17 protein-coding genes are annotated in these 15,176 nt (G+C 71.5%); 11 read left to right on the top strand and 6 right to left on the bottom strand.

The window, feature by feature from the left end:
- Positions 1 to 38: 38 nt before the first annotated feature.
- Positions 39 to 1,559: a glycoside hydrolase family 3 N-terminal domain-containing protein gene (locus AB0M36_RS08390; protein WP_364154347.1), complete on the bottom strand. Its 1,521-nt coding sequence runs from the start codon at positions 1,557 to 1,559 to the stop codon at positions 39 to 41.
- Between the two features lie 163 nt (positions 1,560 to 1,722).
- Here AB0M36_RS08390 and AB0M36_RS08385 point away from each other — a divergent pair, with 163 nt between their 5' ends.
- The 5 genes from AB0M36_RS08385 (at position 1,723) to AB0M36_RS08365 (ending at position 5,979) form a co-directional block, all read left to right on the top strand.
- Entirely contained in the window at positions 1,723 to 2,904 is a 1,182-nt protein-coding gene (locus AB0M36_RS08385) for an ROK family transcriptional regulator (protein WP_364154344.1), read from the top strand.
- An 88-nt stretch (positions 2,905 to 2,992) separates the two neighbouring features.
- Positions 2,993 to 3,808, top strand: a complete 816-nt coding sequence (locus tag AB0M36_RS08380) for an ABC transporter ATP-binding protein (RefSeq protein WP_364154341.1) — start codon at positions 2,993 to 2,995, stop codon at positions 3,806 to 3,808.
- A gap of 11 nt (positions 3,809 to 3,819) precedes the next feature.
- A complete protein-coding gene (locus AB0M36_RS08375) occupies positions 3,820 to 4,719 on the top strand; it encodes a ribokinase (protein WP_364154339.1) in 900 nt (299 codons plus the stop codon).
- Between the two features lie 25 nt (positions 4,720 to 4,744).
- The gene (locus tag AB0M36_RS08370; RefSeq protein WP_364154336.1) at positions 4,745 to 5,305 is read left to right on the top strand and encodes a SigE family RNA polymerase sigma factor; all 561 of its coding nucleotides are present in this window, start codon (positions 4,745 to 4,747) and stop codon (positions 5,303 to 5,305) included.
- Between the two features lie 2 nt (positions 5,306 to 5,307).
- Positions 5,308 to 5,979, top strand: a complete 672-nt coding sequence (locus AB0M36_RS08365; RefSeq protein WP_364154334.1) for a hypothetical protein — start codon at positions 5,308 to 5,310, stop codon at positions 5,977 to 5,979.
- A gap of 51 nt (positions 5,980 to 6,030) precedes the next feature.
- Here the strand turns inward: AB0M36_RS08365 and AB0M36_RS08360 are convergent, their stop codons facing one another.
- On the bottom strand, positions 6,031 to 6,399 hold the full coding sequence (locus AB0M36_RS08360; RefSeq protein WP_364154331.1) for a hypothetical protein: 369 nt from the start codon (positions 6,397 to 6,399) through the stop codon (positions 6,031 to 6,033).
- The gene (locus AB0M36_RS08355) at positions 6,396 to 6,860 is read right to left on the bottom strand and encodes a DUF6232 family protein (protein ID WP_364154329.1); all 465 of its coding nucleotides are present in this window, start codon (positions 6,858 to 6,860) and stop codon (positions 6,396 to 6,398) included. Before AB0M36_RS08355 ends, AB0M36_RS08360 begins: the two co-directional genes overlap by 4 nt.
- A gap of 90 nt (positions 6,861 to 6,950) precedes the next feature.
- Between AB0M36_RS08355 and AB0M36_RS08350 the strand changes: the two genes are divergently transcribed.
- The 4 genes from AB0M36_RS08350 to AB0M36_RS08335 all read left to right on the top strand — a co-directional run bounded on the left by AB0M36_RS08350 (position 6,951) and on the right by AB0M36_RS08335 (position 11,748).
- Positions 6,951 to 7,724: an enoyl-CoA hydratase-related protein gene (locus AB0M36_RS08350; protein ID WP_364154327.1), complete on the top strand. Its 774-nt coding sequence runs from the start codon at positions 6,951 to 6,953 to the stop codon at positions 7,722 to 7,724.
- A 67-nt stretch (positions 7,725 to 7,791) separates the two neighbouring features.
- A complete protein-coding gene (locus AB0M36_RS08345; protein ID WP_364154325.1) occupies positions 7,792 to 8,325 on the top strand; it encodes a hypothetical protein in 534 nt (177 codons plus the stop codon).
- A 35-nt stretch (positions 8,326 to 8,360) separates the two neighbouring features.
- On the top strand, positions 8,361 to 10,061 hold the full coding sequence (locus AB0M36_RS08340) for an Hsp70 family protein (protein WP_364154322.1): 1,701 nt from the start codon (positions 8,361 to 8,363) through the stop codon (positions 10,059 to 10,061).
- A gap of 64 nt (positions 10,062 to 10,125) precedes the next feature.
- Entirely contained in the window at positions 10,126 to 11,748 is a 1,623-nt protein-coding gene (locus tag AB0M36_RS08335; RefSeq protein ID WP_364154319.1) for an acetolactate synthase, read from the top strand.
- 9 nt (positions 11,749 to 11,757) lie between these two features.
- On the opposite strand, the gene AB0M36_RS08330 is transcribed toward AB0M36_RS08335, so the two are convergent.
- From AB0M36_RS08330 to AB0M36_RS08320, 3 genes are read right to left on the bottom strand one after another with little or no spacing between them, the layout of a single operon-like run.
- A complete protein-coding gene (locus AB0M36_RS08330) occupies positions 11,758 to 12,093 on the bottom strand; it encodes a PLDc N-terminal domain-containing protein (RefSeq protein ID WP_364154316.1) in 336 nt (111 codons plus the stop codon).
- A 57-nt stretch (positions 12,094 to 12,150) separates the two neighbouring features.
- Entirely contained in the window at positions 12,151 to 12,465 is a 315-nt protein-coding gene (locus tag AB0M36_RS08325; protein ID WP_364154314.1) for a DUF202 domain-containing protein, read from the bottom strand.
- Positions 12,462 to 12,803, bottom strand: coding sequence for a DUF202 domain-containing protein (locus AB0M36_RS08320; protein WP_364155382.1), 342 nt, complete (start codon positions 12,801 to 12,803; stop codon positions 12,462 to 12,464). The genes AB0M36_RS08325 and AB0M36_RS08320 overlap by 4 nt, the downstream gene beginning before the upstream one ends.
- Positions 12,804 to 13,228: 425 nt before the next feature.
- Here AB0M36_RS08320 and AB0M36_RS08315 point away from each other — a divergent pair, with 425 nt between their 5' ends.
- Both AB0M36_RS08315 and AB0M36_RS08310 read left to right on the top strand, forming a co-directional pair.
- A complete protein-coding gene (locus tag AB0M36_RS08315) occupies positions 13,229 to 14,008 on the top strand; it encodes an electron transfer flavoprotein subunit beta/FixA family protein (RefSeq protein WP_364154312.1) in 780 nt (259 codons plus the stop codon).
- 14 nt (positions 14,009 to 14,022) lie between these two features.
- Positions 14,023 to 14,982 (top strand): electron transfer flavoprotein subunit alpha/FixB family protein, encoded by a 960-nt coding sequence (locus tag AB0M36_RS08310; RefSeq protein ID WP_364154309.1) that lies wholly within the window; start codon positions 14,023 to 14,025, stop codon positions 14,980 to 14,982.
- Positions 14,983 to 15,176 lie beyond the last annotated feature (194 nt).

Here is a 15,176-nt window from a genome sequence, read left to right as displayed (position 1 = left end):
CGTTCAAGGGAGATGTGGGGCACACCTGGAGCCAGGCTTCAACGCACCAGACCGAGAGCCTCCGCGGCCGCCCGTCCGTTGGCGTGGCTGGCTCCGAAAGTGGTCACGAAGGCCCGCACTCCGGCCGGGCGCCACCGAGACGGCCAGCCCATCTCCACCACGGTGACGGCGTGGTGCGCGCCGAGCGACTCGATCAGCGCTCGCGTCTCCTCGGTGCGGTGGAGATGCCGCCCGACCACCACGATGGGCCGCGAGCCGGCCTGGGCGGTGAGCCGCTCGCGCGAGATGTCCGAGGGCTCGACGATGACCTGTTCCGTGCTGGTCAGGTGGGGCGACAGCCCCCACAGCATCCGGCCCTCGGGGATCGAGTGGCCGGCCACGAACTGCACCACGAGCGGATCGGCCAGATCGGCCAGCGAACCCTCGACCCGCACCGCCCGCCGAGCCGCCACATAGCCGAGCGCCGCACAATCCGGCGACTGGGAAGGCGACTGGGAAGACGATTGAGAATCGGAAGCCGTCACGTCAGACGACAGTTCGGGCTGGCGGGTCGGCGCCCGCCGCGCGGTCCAGGCGGCCAGCTCCGCCGTGCGGCTCGCCGCGTCCTCCAGCCGGCGGCGGTCGAGGCGCCCGTCGCCGACGGCGGTGACGATCTCGGCCGCCACCCGCTCGACCAGGCCGGCGTCGACCCGGGCGCCGATGCAGAGCAGGTCCGCTCCCGCGGCCAGCGCGCGTACCGCCGCCGGCCCGATCCCGCCGGCGGCCTCCCGGGCGCCCTCCATCTCCAAGGCGTCGGTGATGATCGCGCCGGTGAAGCCGCATTCGCGGCGGAGCAGGTCTCGCAGCACGGCGGCGCTGAAGGTGGCGGGGTCGGTGCGGGTCAGGGCCGGAATGCGGATGTGGGCGGTCATGATGGCCCGGGCGCCCGCGGCGATCACCGCGGCGAACGGCGGCAGATCGCGTTCGCGCAGGATCTCCGGGGGTACGTCGACCGTCGGCAGCGCCAGATGCGAGTCGACGAGCGTCGCGCCGTGGCCCGGGAAGTGCTTCGCGCACGCGGCGACGCCCGCGGACTGGAGGCCGTGCACCGCGGCGGCGGCGTGCCGGGCCACGTGTGCCGGGTTCGCGCCGAAGGAGCGCGTACCGATGACAGGGTTGTCTTCCGCGGTGTTGACGTCGACGGTCGGTGCCAGGTCGAGGTTGATCCCGGCGGCCGCCAGCTCCTGGCCGATCGCCGCGTAGATGGCGCGGGTGAGGTCCGGGTCGTCCACCGCGCCGAGCGCGGCGTTTCCCGGGTACGGGCTGCCGGTGCGGTGCGCGAGTCGGGTCACGTCGCCGCCTTCCTCGTCGGTGGCGACGAGGACGTCCGGCCGTACGGAACGCAGCTCGGCGGTGAGCCGTGCGGCCTGATCCCGGTCGGCGACGTTCGCGCCGAAGAGGGTGTACCCGGCGAGGCCGTCGGCGAGCAGCTCGCGCGCCCAGGCGGGCGGTGACGTACCGGCAAAAGCCGCGAGCAGCGTGTGCAGGGCGAGGCGGCGCAGTCCCGGGTCGATCCCCATGGTTTCCTTCCTCGGGGCGGCTCTGTCCTCGGCCGGGGCGAGCTGCCATGATCGCTGAACGTCTATCGGACACGCCGAACAGTCAGTATGTTCGCTGACCGTTACGCTGCGGCTACGCAAGAGTGCGGTACCGCATGGGAAAACTTGATCAGTAGGGGAAGTAATGGCTGCCACTCGCCTGCCGGGGACCCCCCGGCTGCTGCGCGCGCTCAACGATCGCGCGGCACTCGAGCTGCTGCTCACGAAGGGGCCGCTGACCCGCGCGCAGCTCGGCGAGATGACCGGGCTGAGCAAGGTCACCGCCTCGCAGTTGGTCGAGCGGCTCGAGGAGCGTGGACTCGTCCAGCGCGTGGGCGAGCAGGCCGGCGGCCGGGGGCCGAACGCCCAGCTCTACGCCGTCACTCCCGGTAGCGCCCATGTCATCGGCGTCGAGGTCCTGCCGGACCGGGTCGTCGCCGCCTGCGCCGACATCACCGGCGAGATCGTCGGCCGCAGCGAACGATCCACCCAGGACAGCGACGATCCCGTACGCGCGGTGCACGCCGCCGTGATGCAGGCCGCCACCGAGGCGGGCACCGACCTCGACTCGATCCACCGCGTGGTGCTCGGCACCCCCGGCCTGGTCGACCCGAAGACCAGCGAGGTCTCGTACGCGTTCGATCTGCCCCGCTGGCACCGCGGCATGCTGGCCGAGCTGCGCAAGGACCTCAGCACGCCGGTGGTCTTCGGCAACGACGTCAACCTCGCCGCCATCGCCGAGCAGCACGCCGGCGCCGCCAAGGGCGTCGACGACTTCGTACTCATCTGGGTGGGCCGGGGTGTCGGACTCGCGATGGTTATCGCCGGCCGACTCCACCAGGGCAGCACCGGCGCGGCGGGCGAAATCGGCTACCTGCCCGTCGCCGGGGCGGATGTGCCGCACAGCGCCTCCAAGCGCGGCGTGAAGGGCGCCTTCCAGACCCTGGTCGCCTCGGACGCCGCGAAGGCGATCGGCAGACAGTACGGCTTCGAGGGCGAGGAATCCGCCGACGTGGTCCGCGCCGCGGTCGCCGCCGGGAAGGCGGGCGAGCCGGTGCTCGACGAGCTGGCCCGCCGGCTCGCTCTCGGCGTGGCGGCCACCTGCGTCGTCCTCGACCCGCCCCTGGTGGTGCTGGCGGGTGAGGTCAGCCTCGCCGGCGGCACGGCGCTCGCCGAGCGGGTCGAAGCGGAGGTCGCCTCGATCACGCTGGTGGCACCGAAGGTGGTGATCAGCGAGGTCGCCGGCGAACCGGTCCTGCACGGCGCCCTCCTGACCGCCCTCGACGCCGTCCGCGACGAAGTCTTCGGCTCCACCACCGAGCGATGAAGCTCCACCTTTAGACCCGTCGCCTGAGGTGACTGGTCGGTGCGGCATGCCGTCGGGCGTCGAAGGCGGTGCGTGGTTGGATGGACGCGTGCTCGAGGCAGAGACCCCCAGACCCCCTGACGACGACACCGTGATCTCCTTCGACCGGGTGGGTGTCATCCGCGGCGGCAATTTCCTGCTGCGCAACCTCTCCTGGCAGGTCGAGCTGGACGAGAGGTGGGTGATCCTGGGCCCGAACGGCGCGGGAAAGACCACATTGCTCAACCTCGCGTCCGCCCGGATGCATCCCTCGCGGGGTGTGGCGTGGGTGCTCGGCGAGCGGCTCGGGCGTACCGATGTCGGCGAGCTTCGTACCCGGGTCGGGATCACGACCGGGCAGCTTGCCGACCGGGTGCCGGCGGAGGAGCGGGTTCTCGACGTGGTCGTCACGGCCGCGTGGTCGGTGGTCGGGCGGTGGCGGGAGAGCTACGACCCGCAGGACGAGCGCCGCGCTCGGGCGCTGCTGGACCAGCTGGGCATGGGCGCGCTGATCGATCGGGAGTTCGGCACCCTGTCCGAGGGGGAGCGCAAGCGCACCCAGATCGCGCGGGCGTTGATGACCGATCCCGAGCTGATGTTGCTGGACGAGCCCACCGCGGGCCTCGACCTGGGCGGCCGTGAGGATCTGCTGGCGCGGTTGAGCGAGCTGGCCGAGGATCCGGACGCACCGGCGATGGTGCTGGTCACCCATCACGTGGAGGAGATCCCGCCGGGCTTCACGCACGCCATGCTGCTGCGGGAGGGTTCGGTCGTCGCGTCCGGTCTGTTGGGCGAGACGATGACCGCGGACAACCTTTCCAAGACGTTCGGCCTGCCGCTGGTGGTGCAGCGAACGGGTGACCGCTACACCGCCCGAGCCGCCTGAGGGTGAAGAGGATGGTCGACTCGCCGCCGCGGATCGTGGTCGTCGGCAGTGCCAACATGGACGTGGTGGGGCTCGCGGAGCGGTTGCCGCGGCCGGGCGAGACGGTGCTCGGCGACGACTTCGTGATGGCTCCGGGCGGTAAGGGCGCCAACCAGGCGATCGCGGCGGCGCGGGCCGGCGGCACCTGCACGATGCTCGGCGCGATCGGCTCGGACGCGTTCGGCGTGACTATCAAGGCCCGGCTGAACGCCTCGGGGGTGAACACGGACCACCTGCGGACGAGCTACGGCGCCTCCGGCGTCGCGGTGATCATGGTGGACCGGGCGGGGGAGAACGCCATTCTCGTCAGCCCCGGCGCGAACAGTACGTTCGCGGGGCTGACCGCCGCGGAAAGCGCGGTGATCGCCGATGGTGACGTGCTGCTGTGCCAACAGGAGATTCCGCTGGACACCGTCGTGGCGGCGGCCCGGGTGGCCCGCGCGGGCGGCACGCGGGTGATCCTGAACGCCGCCCCGGCCCGGGAACTGCCGGTGGAGCTGCGGGAATGCGTCGATCTGCTGGTGGTGAACGAGGGTGAGGCCACCGCGATCACCGGGTCGTCGGAGCCGGACCTGGCGGCCCTGCTGGAGCTCGTGCCGCGGGTGGTGCTGACGTTGGGCGCCGAGGGTTCCCGGTTCGCCGACCGGGAAGGCCGTGACGAGCGGATCCCGGCTTTCGCGGTCGACGCGGTGGACAGCACCGCGGCCGGCGACGCCTTCACCGGGGCGCTCGCCGTGGCGTGGGGCGAGGGCCGTGACCTTGTCACCGCCGTACGCTGGGCGAACGCTGCCGGAGCGGCCTGCGCCCGGACCGTGGGCGCATCCGGCTCGCTTCCGACCCGCGCCGACATCGACGCCCTCTACGCTCCCTGAGGCGACGGCATCTTCTGCCGGTGGCATGCAACCTCCGGCGGTGGATGGCGGTCATGAGGGGTGTGAGACAAAAAGAGGACCGGGCGAGAGCGAGCGTGACCGGCAGTTCCGCAATTTCGTGGCCGAGCGGCGGGGGCGACTGCTCCGCACCGCCCGGCTGCTGACCGGGGGCGACCCGCATCTTGCCGAGGACCTCGTTCAGGCAGCGCTGACCAAGCTGTACGTCTCGTGGTCGGCCTTCCTCCGGGCGGACAACCCGGACGGATATGTACGACGCGCTCTCGTCAACGCCCTGACCGACGAACGCAAACGGATCTGGCGGCGCTTCGAACGGAGCGTCCCCGACCTTCCCGATCATCCCGGTGACGACACCGCGATCATGGGCGATCCCGAACTCGCCCACGCGCTGCGCCAACTCCCACCGAAGATGCGCGCGGCGGTCGTGTTCCGGTTCTTCCACGAGCTGGACGTCGCCGAGACCGCCGAAGCTCTCGGTGTCTCCACCGGGACGGTCAAGAGTCAGACGGCGCGAGCCCTGGACAAATTGCGTTCCATCCTGCGCCCCACCCCACAAGGAGTGAACTGACCATGGATCTCCACGACAGGCTCGAGCGTCTCGGGGGACCGATCACCCCCGCATCGGACGAGGACATCGCCGCCGATCTCGGCCGTGGCCAGAGCGCCGTGCGCCGACGCCGCAACATCCAGACCCTCGCCGGTGGTGTCTTCGGTGTCGCCGCGATCGCCGCTGCCCTCGCCTTCGTGGGCGGCGGCCATGCCCCGGACTCCGTCCCGGACCGGGTGCCGGCCATCGCCGAGGCGTCACCCGGGAAACTGACGCTCGTCAAGTACCGCGGGCCGCAGCCCAAGAACTTCACGGTCGACAAGGTGCCCAACGGCTTCTTCATCCAGGTCAGCGACGAGGCCCAGCTCATCATCGCCCCCAAGCCGGGCTCGGCCGCCAGCCCCACGCCCCTCCCGTCGGCGAGGCCGGTGGAGACGGAGGAGATGACAAACAAGATCGGCATCTACCTGGAGTCGAAGGAGTACCGCGGTGAGCTGGAAGGCGAGAAGCTGACCGTCGGCAAGTACCAGGCCATCCTGGACCCGCCCTCCGTGAGCCGACAGCTGCACCTGTCGGTGTCCCCCCACACCTGGGCCACCGTCCAGGTCGCCGTCGACCTGAGCAAGGACCAGATCATCGAGCTCGGCGCCGGCCTTCACATCAACCAGGAGCTCATCGACCGCTACGGCAAGTAGCAGCGAAGCAAGATCACGACCACCTCACCGGGCCGGCGGATGCCGATCCGGTCAGGTGTTTTGAGTAGCCGAAGATGCGACGCGGAGACCCCACAGCACCAGCGGCACCTGCAGGGGCAGCCGGCCGTACGCGATGGCACGCCGCGCCGGGGAGGCATGCCGCCAGTCGACGGCCATCTTGACGTTCGCCGGGAAGATCGCGGCGAAGAGGCCGGCCGCGGCCAGCCCGCCGAGCCGGCGGGTCCGCGGATGCGCCACCGCGGCGGCGACCGCGAGCTCCGCGACGCCGCTGAGGTAGGTCCAGGTGCGCGGGCCGCCCGGCAGAGAACGCGGGACGAGGCTGTCGTAAGGGCGCGGCGTGGCGAAATGCAGGACGCCGCTGACGCCCAGGACGCCGGCGAGAGCGTGTGCCGATCTCATCGTGGCACGGTGTCATGATCGAGTGCGCGCTGCAAGGCCCGGTAGATCTGACCGAAACGCTGCGCGTTGTCCGTACGCAGCAGCAAGGTCCGTTGGCCGCGGATGTCCGCCCAGATCTCCATCCGCCGGCTGCCGCGGTCGTAGGAGCGGTCCATGAATTCGAGCAGCACGTCGGCGAGCGGTGCGGCAGCCAGGCCGATGAGGATGCCGCCGCCGGCCAGCGCGACGGTTGTGCCGGTGGAAGCGTCGAGGACCACGGCGAGGAGCACGCCGAACGCGCCGATCACCAGCGGAGCGATGATCGCGATGCTGATGGCGCCCCGACCGGCCACCGCGCTCCACTGCCGGCGCCCGCGCTCGTGCCAGACCTGCACGAAGTCGCGTAGCCGGTAGTCGTGACCGCCGATCCGGACACCGCCGGACGTGACGAGCACCTCGCGGTCCCGGTAGTAGGTGACCATGTCCCCTCCCTGTGCGTGCAATGGTACTTACCCAGCGGCGTACGCCTTACGCTGTCCGCACTTTGAACGATCGATCAGGAGGCAGTCCGGGTGAGTGAGTTCGTGAAGCTGGAGATCGGCGACGGCATCGGCACGATCCGTCTTCAGCGGCCGCCGATGAACGCCCTCAACACGCAGGTGCAGGAGGAACTGCGGGAGGCAGCCCAGGCCGCCACCGCGTCCGCCGACGTCCGGGCGGTGATCGTGTACGGCGGGGAGAAGGTGTTCGCCGCCGGCGCGGACATCACCGAGTTCACGACCACCACCTTCCAGGAGATGACCGTACGGGCGGCGGCGCTGTCCAGCGCGTTCGACGCGGTCGCGCGCATCCCGAAGCCGGTGGTCGCCGCGATCACCGGTTACGCGCTCGGCGGCGGCTGTGAGCTGGCGCTGGCCTGTGACTGGCGGGTCGTCGCCGACGACGCGAAGCTCGGCCAGCCGGAGATCAAGCTGGGCATCATCCCGGGTGCCGGCGGCACGCAGCGGCTGGCCCGGCTGGTCGGCCCGGCCAAGGCGAAGGACCTGGTCTTCTCGGGCCGGATGGTCGACGCCGAGGAGGCGCTGCGCATCGGTCTCGCCGACCGCGTCGTGCCCGCCGCCGACGTCTACACCGCCGCCGTCGAGCTGGTGCGGCCCTTCGTGAACGGCCCCGCCATGGCCCTGCGCGCCGCGAAGCAGGCGATCGACGGCGGTCTGAGCATGGATCTCGCCTCCGGTCTGGCGTTGGAGAGCCACCTGTTCGCCGGGCTCTTCGCCACGGAGGACCGGATCGAGGGCACGACGGCGTTCGTGGAGAAGCGCAAGCCCGGGTTCACCGGACGGTGATCGCTGCCTCGAAGGCCGTACGAACGGATCTCGCGGATATCGATCTGTTGCCATAAAGTTCCTCTCTGTGACGTTGCCGGGGCTGCGGGGTACGCCGGTACGCCACACCGTGATCGTTGCGGTGGGGCTCGTGACCGGGCAGGCGCTGCTGTGCGCCGTGATCGGCTTTCTGACGTTCGACGGACGCGGGGATGCGCCATCGGCGCGTTCCCGCGTCGCCGCACCGCTGCTCGACCCGCCGATCGTCGTCATGTCCACCCTGCCGGCGCCGGTCGATTCCTCCCGGGTTCCGTCCCGGCACGTCGGCGCCCAACTCTCGAGGAGCGCCCGACCGGTCCGTTCCGCCACGCCGGGACCGAGCCGGGCGACCACCGCGCCGGCGCCCCCGACCACAACGGTTGCCGCGCCGGTTCCCTCCACGGCCCCCGGTTCCCTGCCGCCCACGGTCCCGGAAGACCGCCGTCCCAAGCGGCCCGAGGTGGGAGCGCCTTGCGAGGAGGAGGGCCTGACCGGCGAGAGCGGCGACGGCCGCGAGCTGCGCTGCGAGTGGGACCGGTACGGCCACCTGCGCTGGCGTACGGTGGACCGGCGTCGTCCCTGATCAACTTGTGCGGGGCAGCGCCTACACTGGCGCGCATGTCCAGCGACCAGGGTCGGCACTCGCTCGGGGTCGACTTCGGCACCTCCAACACCGTCGCGGTCGCCCGCTGGCCCGACGGCAGGGCGCGGCCGATCCTCGTCGACGGCTCCCCGCTGCTGCCCTCGGCCGTCTACGCCGAGCCGGGCGGCCTGATCCTGGTCGGCCGGGACGCGGTGCACAGCGCCCGCCGTGACCCGGCCCGCTTCGAGCCGAACCCCAAGCGCCGCATCGACGACGGGCTCGTCCTGCTCGGTGAGCGGGAGCTGCCGGTGGTCGACCTCATCGCCGGCGTCCTGGTCCGGGTCGCCGAGGAGTGGCACCGGGCGGTCGGCCCGGTGCGTCCCCACGTGACCCTGACCTGCCCGGCGACCTGGGGCGCCACCCGGCGGGGCCTGCTCGCCGAGGCCGCCGCCCGCGCCGGGCTCGAGGGCGTGCGCCTGGTCGCCGAGCCGGTCGCCGCCGCCACGTACTTCGCCGAGGTGCTGGGCCGCGACGTACCCATCGGGTCGGTCGTCGTGGTGCACGACTTCGGTGCCGGCACGTTCGACGCCAGCGTGGTCGCCCGCACCGCCGAGGGATTCGAGGTGCTGGCCGTGGACGGCCGCGACGACCTCGGCGGCCTCGATGTCGACGCGGCCCTGGTGGAGCATCTCGGCGTCCTCTGCGCGGAGCAGGACGAGCAGGCCTGGAAGCGGCTGACGGAGCCGGCGACCCTGGAGGACCGTCGCGCCCAGCGGCAGCTGTGGGACGACGTCCGCATCGCCAAGGAAAGGCTCTCGCGCACCCAGTCGGCGGACGTGATGGTGCCGCTGCTCGATCTCGAACTGCATGTGACCCGCGAGGAGTTGGAGAACCTCGCCCGCCCGATCCTCGACCAGACCGTACGGGTGACGAACGACCTGCTGCGCTGGGCGAACCTGCCGGAGGGCCGGCTGGCCGGGGTCTTCCTGGTCGGCGGGGCGAGCCGGATCCCGCTGGTGGCGACGCTGCTGCACCGCGAGTTGGGTGAGGCCCCGGTGGTGATCGAGCAGCCCGAGCTGGTGGTCGCCGAGGGCAGCATCCTGGCGGGCGCGGCCCTGCTGGCATCCGAGCCCGCGGCCCCGGGTCCCACGTCGGAGATGCGGCTCGTCTCCCGGGCGGGCCTCGGTACGGCCCCGGACCCGATCCCGGTCCCGGTCGCCGCGGCCGATCCGCCGCCGAAGCCGCCCGCGCCGTCGGGCGTCTCCGCTGACGACGTGGAGACGGTACGGACGACTCGCCGCGACCTCGCCGGCGCGCTTCCGCCCGCGGTGGACCCGTGGCCCGACGCACCAGAGCAGTGGGTGCGCGATCCCGAGGCGACCGTGGCGGTGTCGCCGGCGGTGAAACCGGTTTCTCCCGCCGTGAAGCCGGTGTCTCCCGCGCGGGGAGTGTCGTCGCCGCCGGCGCCGCCCAGGAAAACCGACCGGCCCACCAAAATCGAGCGGCCCGCCAAGAAGTTCACGCCGGCCACGAAGAGCGCGACGCTGGAATGGGAACAGCGGCCGCCGCGCCGCACCGGCCGGGGTCTGCGGGCCGTGCAGGTGTTCCTGAGCATCGTGCTGCTGGTCACGATGCCGATCGTCGCGTTGGTCGTGGCCTACAGCATGTCGGCGGGGTTGACCGTCGAAGCCGGTATGGATCAGCTCATCGAAGATCTGGGACGCCTCGTGGGGTGAGCCTCGTTCACGTTTCGCCGTCTGGCCGGTAGCGTGCTCGGCAGGACCGACTGCGGAGGCGTGCATGGCGGACATGATCGAGGGGCACGGCGGGGACCTGGCGCTGGCCGCGCTCCGGGCGTACGGAATCAGGGAGATGTTCACCCTCTCCGGCGGTCACGTCTTCCCGATCTACGACGCCGCGCACAAGACCGGCTTCGGAATCTACGACGTGCGCCACGAGCAGTCCGCGGTTTTCGCCGCCGAGGCCGTCGCCAAGCTGCAGCGCCGTCCGGGTCTCGCCGTTCTCACCGCCGGCCCCGGCGTGACCAACGGCGTCTCGGGCCTCACCAGCGCGTTCTTCAACGCCTCGCCGGTCCTGGTGCTGGGCGGCAGGGCACCCGCCTTCCGCTGGGGTTCGGGCAGTCTCCAGGAGATCGACCACGTCCCGCTGGTGGCGCCGGTGACCAAGTACGCGGCGACCGTGACGGGCACCGAGCAGATCCCGGCCGAGATCGGCCGGGCGCTCACCGCCGCGCTCACGGCCCACCGCGGCCCGTCCTTCCTCGACCTGCCGCTGGAGGTGCTGTTCTCCAGCGAAGACGTCACGGCGCCCGACGCCCCCGCCGTGCCGGTGATCGAACCGGATCCCGACGAGGTGACCCGTGCCGCCACGCTGCTCGCCGAGGCGCGGCGTCCGGTGATCATCGCCGGCTCCGACGTGTGGGGCGGCGACGCGGTCGCCGAGCTGCGCGCCGCCGCCGAGACCCTGCAAATCCCGGTCTTCACCAACGGCATGGGTCGCGGCGCGCTGCCGCCCGGTCACCCGCTCGCCTTCGCCAAGGCCCGCCGCCCCGCGCTGGGCGGGGCCGACGTGATCGCCGTCATCGGCACCCCGCTCGACTTCCGGCTCAACTTCGGCGAGTTCGACGCGGCCCAGGTGATCCACATCGTGGACGCGCCGAGCCAGCGCGCCACCCACGTCCAGGCTGCCGTCTCGCCCGCGGGTGACCTGCGGCAGATCCTCGCCGGAATCGCGAACCACCAGGGAAAGCACGCCGACCACACCGAGTGGATCGACGGCCTGCGCGCCGCCGAGGACGCCAGCAAGGCCCGCGACGCCGAGGCCATGGCCGCCGAGAGCGACCCCATCAAACCCGCCCGCGTGTACGGGGAACTGCGCAAGGTCCTGGCCCCCGACGCGGTCACCATCGGCGACGGCGGCGACTTCGTCTCGTACGCGGGCCGCTACCTCGAGCCCGCCCAGCCCGGCACCTGGCTCGACCCGGGCCCGTACGGCTGCCTCGGCACCGGCATGGGATACGCCATGGGTGCCCGGGTCACGTACCCGGACCGGCAGATCTGCGTCCTCATGGGCGACGGTGCGGCGGGCTTCTCCCTGATGGACGCCGAGTCCCTGGTCCGGCAGAACCTGCCGGTCGTCATCGTGGTGGGCAACAACGGCATCTGGGGCCTGGAGAAACACCCCATGCGGGCCATGTACGGATATGACGTGGCCGCCGACCTGCAGCCGGGCCTGCGCTACGACGACGTGGTCAAGGCGCTCGGCGGCGCCGGGGAGACCGTGGAGAAGTCCGGGGACCTGGGCCCGGCGCTCGCGCGGGCCTTCGCCTCGGGCGTGCCCTACCTGGTCAACGTGCTCACCGATCCCGCGGACGCCTACCCGCGCTCGTCCAACCTGGCGTGAGCGGTCCGGTCAGCTGTCGTCGTTGAGGTCGCGCTCCCACTGGTCCAACAGCTCGCGGTCGCGGCGGGACTGCTCGGTGTCCATCGAGCGCAGGAAGTCCGGATCGTCGTCGGGTGACGCCGGGCGTGGTCCGGGTCGGCGTGCCGAACCACCCTCGCGCGGCGGCGGCAGCGGACGCCCCCAGAGGAAGTACGCCAGCGGGCCCAGCAGGGGCACGAGAAGGATCACCAAGACCCAGAGGACGCGCGGCATGGCGCGTACCCGATCGGCCGACAGTGAGCCGATGAGCGCGAGCGCCAGGAGAACGAGCTGCACCGCAGCCAGGAAGACGAACAACCGGACCATGTGGCAATGATGACTCGCCAGGCCCGCAACGGCGACGGCCGGCCGGGTCGGGCTGCCCTACAGGAGCACGAGCGCCGTACCCAGGAGTGAGAACGCGGCGGTGACCAGCGCGTAGGACGTCACGCTGCGGCGTCCCGGGCGGGGCGGCCAGCTGGCGAGCCAGTGTGCCCGCCGGTAGGCGAGCGCGACGAGCACCGCCCAGCCGAGGATCGCGAGCGCCGCCAGCAGAATGACCCTCGGCCGGGCGTCGGGTGCGAAGGCGGGGCGAGCGGCCAGGAGGGCGACGGCGGTCGCGGACATTCCGGTACGCCGCCAGGCCAGCCGGGTGCGCTCCGCGGAGGCTCCCGGGTCGCGGGCCGACTCCGGCGTCACCGCGCCGCCTTGATCAGCACCGCGACGATCAGCAGGAGCGCTCCGACCGCCACGATCAGGGCCAGGACGGCGGGGAAGCGGGAGCGGGGGAGGTCGGCGCCGAGGCGCATGGCTCTCTCCGTACGCGACCAGTGGTCCACCGCCCGGACCGCGACCACACCGCCCAGCAGGAGCAGCACCACCGAGATGATCTCCCGTAGGTGGCTGATCGGCAGGGGCGGCAGGAACTGGGCGCAGGCCAGGCCGCCGGCGACCAGGGCCAGGGCGGTGCGGATCCAGGCCAGGAAGGTGCGTTCGTTGGCCAGCGAGAAGCGGTAGTCAGGCTTCTCCCCGGCCATCGGGGTCCGGTGCGGGTCGAACCACTGAACGAGCACGGCTTGATTATCGACCGTGGCGGTCAAGAAGGCGGCCGCGAGTGCGCCATCTCATGGTCGGTCAGCTCGCTCCACAGCCGGCGGATCTCGATGCTGACGCAGGCCTCGCGGGGCTTGCCGCACGTGCACCAGGCTCCCTCGGGCCCGGCCGGGGCATGCGGTGAGGGAGGATGGGTCCGGAGCGGGGTCGACCCGCTCGACGAAGGAGTGATCTGTCCGGACATGTCTTACACCTCCTCGCCTCGACTGTAGCGATCGCGAGATCCTCGCGGGTGAGGTGAGTCACCCTCTGTGGCGGAGACCCGTAAGCTACCGACGGGTAACCTCTGGAGGGAACGTGAACCCGGCTGCAGGCGTGCGTCCATAAACAGGAGGGTCGTCGAAGCGCGATGAACATCGTCGTACTGGTCAAGCAGGTGCCCGACTCCGGTGCCGAGCGCACCCTGAGTGCGAGCGACAACACCGTCGAGCGCGGCTCGGCGAACAACGTCATCAACGAGATGGACGAGTACGCCATCGAGGAGGCGCTGAAGATCAAAGAGGCGCACGGTGGCGAGGTGACCGTCCTGACGATGGGCCCCGAGCGCGCCACCGAGTCGATCCGCAAGGCCCTCTCCATGGGCCCGGACAAGGCCGTGCACGTGCAGGACGACGCCCTGCACGGCTCGTGCGCCGTGGCGACGTCCAAGGTCCTCGCCGCCGCCCTCGGCACGCTCAACGCCGACCTGATCCTCTGCGGCTCCGAGTCGACCGACGGCCGCGTCCAGGTCATGCCCCACATGCTCGCCGAGCGCCTCGGCATCGCGGCGCTGACCGGCGCCCGCAAGCTCACCGTCGACGGCTCGCAGCTCACCGCCGAGCGCCAGACGGACGAGGGCTACGAGGTCGTCACGGCGGCCACGCCGGCCGTGGTCAGCGTCTGGGACACCATCAACGAGCCGCGCTACCCGTCCTTCAAGGGCATCATGGCGGCCAAGAAGAAGCCGGTGCAGACCCTGTCGCTCGCCGACCTGGGCGTAGCGGCGGACGAGGTCGGCTTCGCCGGCGCGACGTCGACCGTGGTCGAGTTCGCCCCGCGCCCGGCGCGCAGCGCCGGCACCAAGGTCACCGACGAGGGCAACGGCGGCGTGCAGCTCGTCGAGTTCCTCGCCACCGAGAAGTTCGTCTGAGAAGGGGCCCCACAATGGCTGAAGTACTGGTCGTCGTCGAGGCCTCGCAGGCTGCCGGCGTCAAGAAGGTCACGCTCGAGATGCTGACGATCGCCCGCGGTCTGGGCGACGTCTCCGCCGTCGTGCTCGGTGGCGCGGGCGCCGCCGCGCAGTTCGCCGACAAGCTCGGCGAGTACGGCGCCACCAAGATCTACGCGGGCGAGGGCGACGAGGTCGACGGCTACCTCGTGGCCCCCAAGGCCACCGTGGTCGCCGAGCTGGTCAAGCGCGTCCAGCCGGCCGCCGTCCTGCTCGCCTCCACCCAGGAGGGCAAGGAGATCGCCGGCCGCCTCGCGGTCAAGCTGGACAACGGCCTGCTCACCGACGCGGTCGAGCTCGCCGCCGACGGCACGGCCACCCAGGTGGTCTTCGCCGGCTCGGCCATCGTCAAGTCGAAGGTCACCCGCGGCCTGCCGATCGTGACCATCCGCCCCAACTCGGTGACCCCGGCTTCGAGCCCGGCCACCGCGGCCGTGGAGCAGCTCACGGTCACTGCCACGGACGCGGACAAGCTGACGAAGGTCGTGGAGCGCGTCGCGGAGCAGAAGGGCTCCCGCCCGGAGCTGACCGAGGCGGGAATCGTCGTCTCCGGCGGCCGAGGCGTCGGCAACGCCGACAACTTCAAGCTGGTCGAGGAGCTCGCCGACCTCCTTGGCGGCGCGGTCGGCGCGTCCCGCGCGGCGGTCGACTCGGGCTACTACCCGCACCAGTTCCAGGTCGGCCAGACCGGCAAGACGGTCTCGCCCCAGCTGTACGTCGCTCTGGGCATCTCGGGCGCCATCCAGCACCGGGCCGGCATGCAGACCTCGAAGACGATCGTCGCGGTCAACAAGGACCCCGAGGCCCCGATCTTCGAGCTGGCCGACTTCGGTGTCGTCGGCGACCTGTTCAAGATCGTGCCGCAGGCGGGCGAAGAGATCCGCAAGCGTAAGTAGCTTTTGGTACGCGACGGCCCGGTGTCCTTTGACGCCGGGCCGTTTCGCGTGGGTTGCGGTTCGCGGTGGGTTGCGCTGGGGGGCTTCAGGGGTAGGGGATGACCCACTCCGGGCGGATGCTCCTATGGTCGTCAAGTGGTGAGCAGGGTGTAGATCTCGCGGGCGATGTAGCGCTTGAGGCAGCGGAAGATTTC

Origin of the sequence: Actinoplanes sp. NPDC051346 (assembly GCF_040682215.1) — a bacterium.
Taxonomy (GTDB): domain Bacteria; phylum Actinomycetota; class Actinomycetes; order Mycobacteriales; family Micromonosporaceae; genus Actinoplanes.
The sequence above is the reverse complement of the archived record's forward strand: the minus strand, read 5'-3'. Positions and strand labels throughout refer to the sequence as shown.

Coding starts and splice junctions, on each gene's coding strand:
- AB0M36_RS08390 (WP_364154347.1), bottom strand. CDS start 1,559: ATGGGGATCGACCCGGGACTGCGCCGCCTCGCCCTGCACACGCTGCTC.
- AB0M36_RS08385 (WP_364154344.1), top strand. CDS start 1,723: ATGGCTGCCACTCGCCTGCCGGGGACCCCCCGGCTGCTGCGCGCGCTC.
- AB0M36_RS08375 (WP_364154339.1), top strand. CDS start 3,820: ATGGTCGACTCGCCGCCGCGGATCGTGGTCGTCGGCAGTGCCAACATG.
- AB0M36_RS08370 (WP_364154336.1), top strand. CDS start 4,745: ATGCAACCTCCGGCGGTGGATGGCGGTCATGAGGGGTGTGAGACAAAA.
- AB0M36_RS08365 (WP_364154334.1), top strand. CDS start 5,308: ATGGATCTCCACGACAGGCTCGAGCGTCTCGGGGGACCGATCACCCCC.
- AB0M36_RS08360 (WP_364154331.1), bottom strand. CDS start 6,399: ATGAGATCGGCACACGCTCTCGCCGGCGTCCTGGGCGTCAGCGGCGTC.
- AB0M36_RS08355 (WP_364154329.1), bottom strand. CDS start 6,860: ATGGTCACCTACTACCGGGACCGCGAGGTGCTCGTCACGTCCGGCGGT.
- AB0M36_RS08340 (WP_364154322.1), top strand. CDS start 8,361: ATGTCCAGCGACCAGGGTCGGCACTCGCTCGGGGTCGACTTCGGCACC.
- AB0M36_RS08335 (WP_364154319.1), top strand. CDS start 10,126: ATGGCGGACATGATCGAGGGGCACGGCGGGGACCTGGCGCTGGCCGCG.
- AB0M36_RS08330 (WP_364154316.1), bottom strand. CDS start 12,093: ATGGTCCGGTTGTTCGTCTTCCTGGCTGCGGTGCAGCTCGTTCTCCTG.
- AB0M36_RS08320 (WP_364155382.1), bottom strand. CDS start 12,803: ATGGCCGGGGAGAAGCCTGACTACCGCTTCTCGCTGGCCAACGAACGC.
- AB0M36_RS08315 (WP_364154312.1), top strand. CDS start 13,229: ATGAACATCGTCGTACTGGTCAAGCAGGTGCCCGACTCCGGTGCCGAG.
- AB0M36_RS08310 (WP_364154309.1), top strand. CDS start 14,023: ATGGCTGAAGTACTGGTCGTCGTCGAGGCCTCGCAGGCTGCCGGCGTC.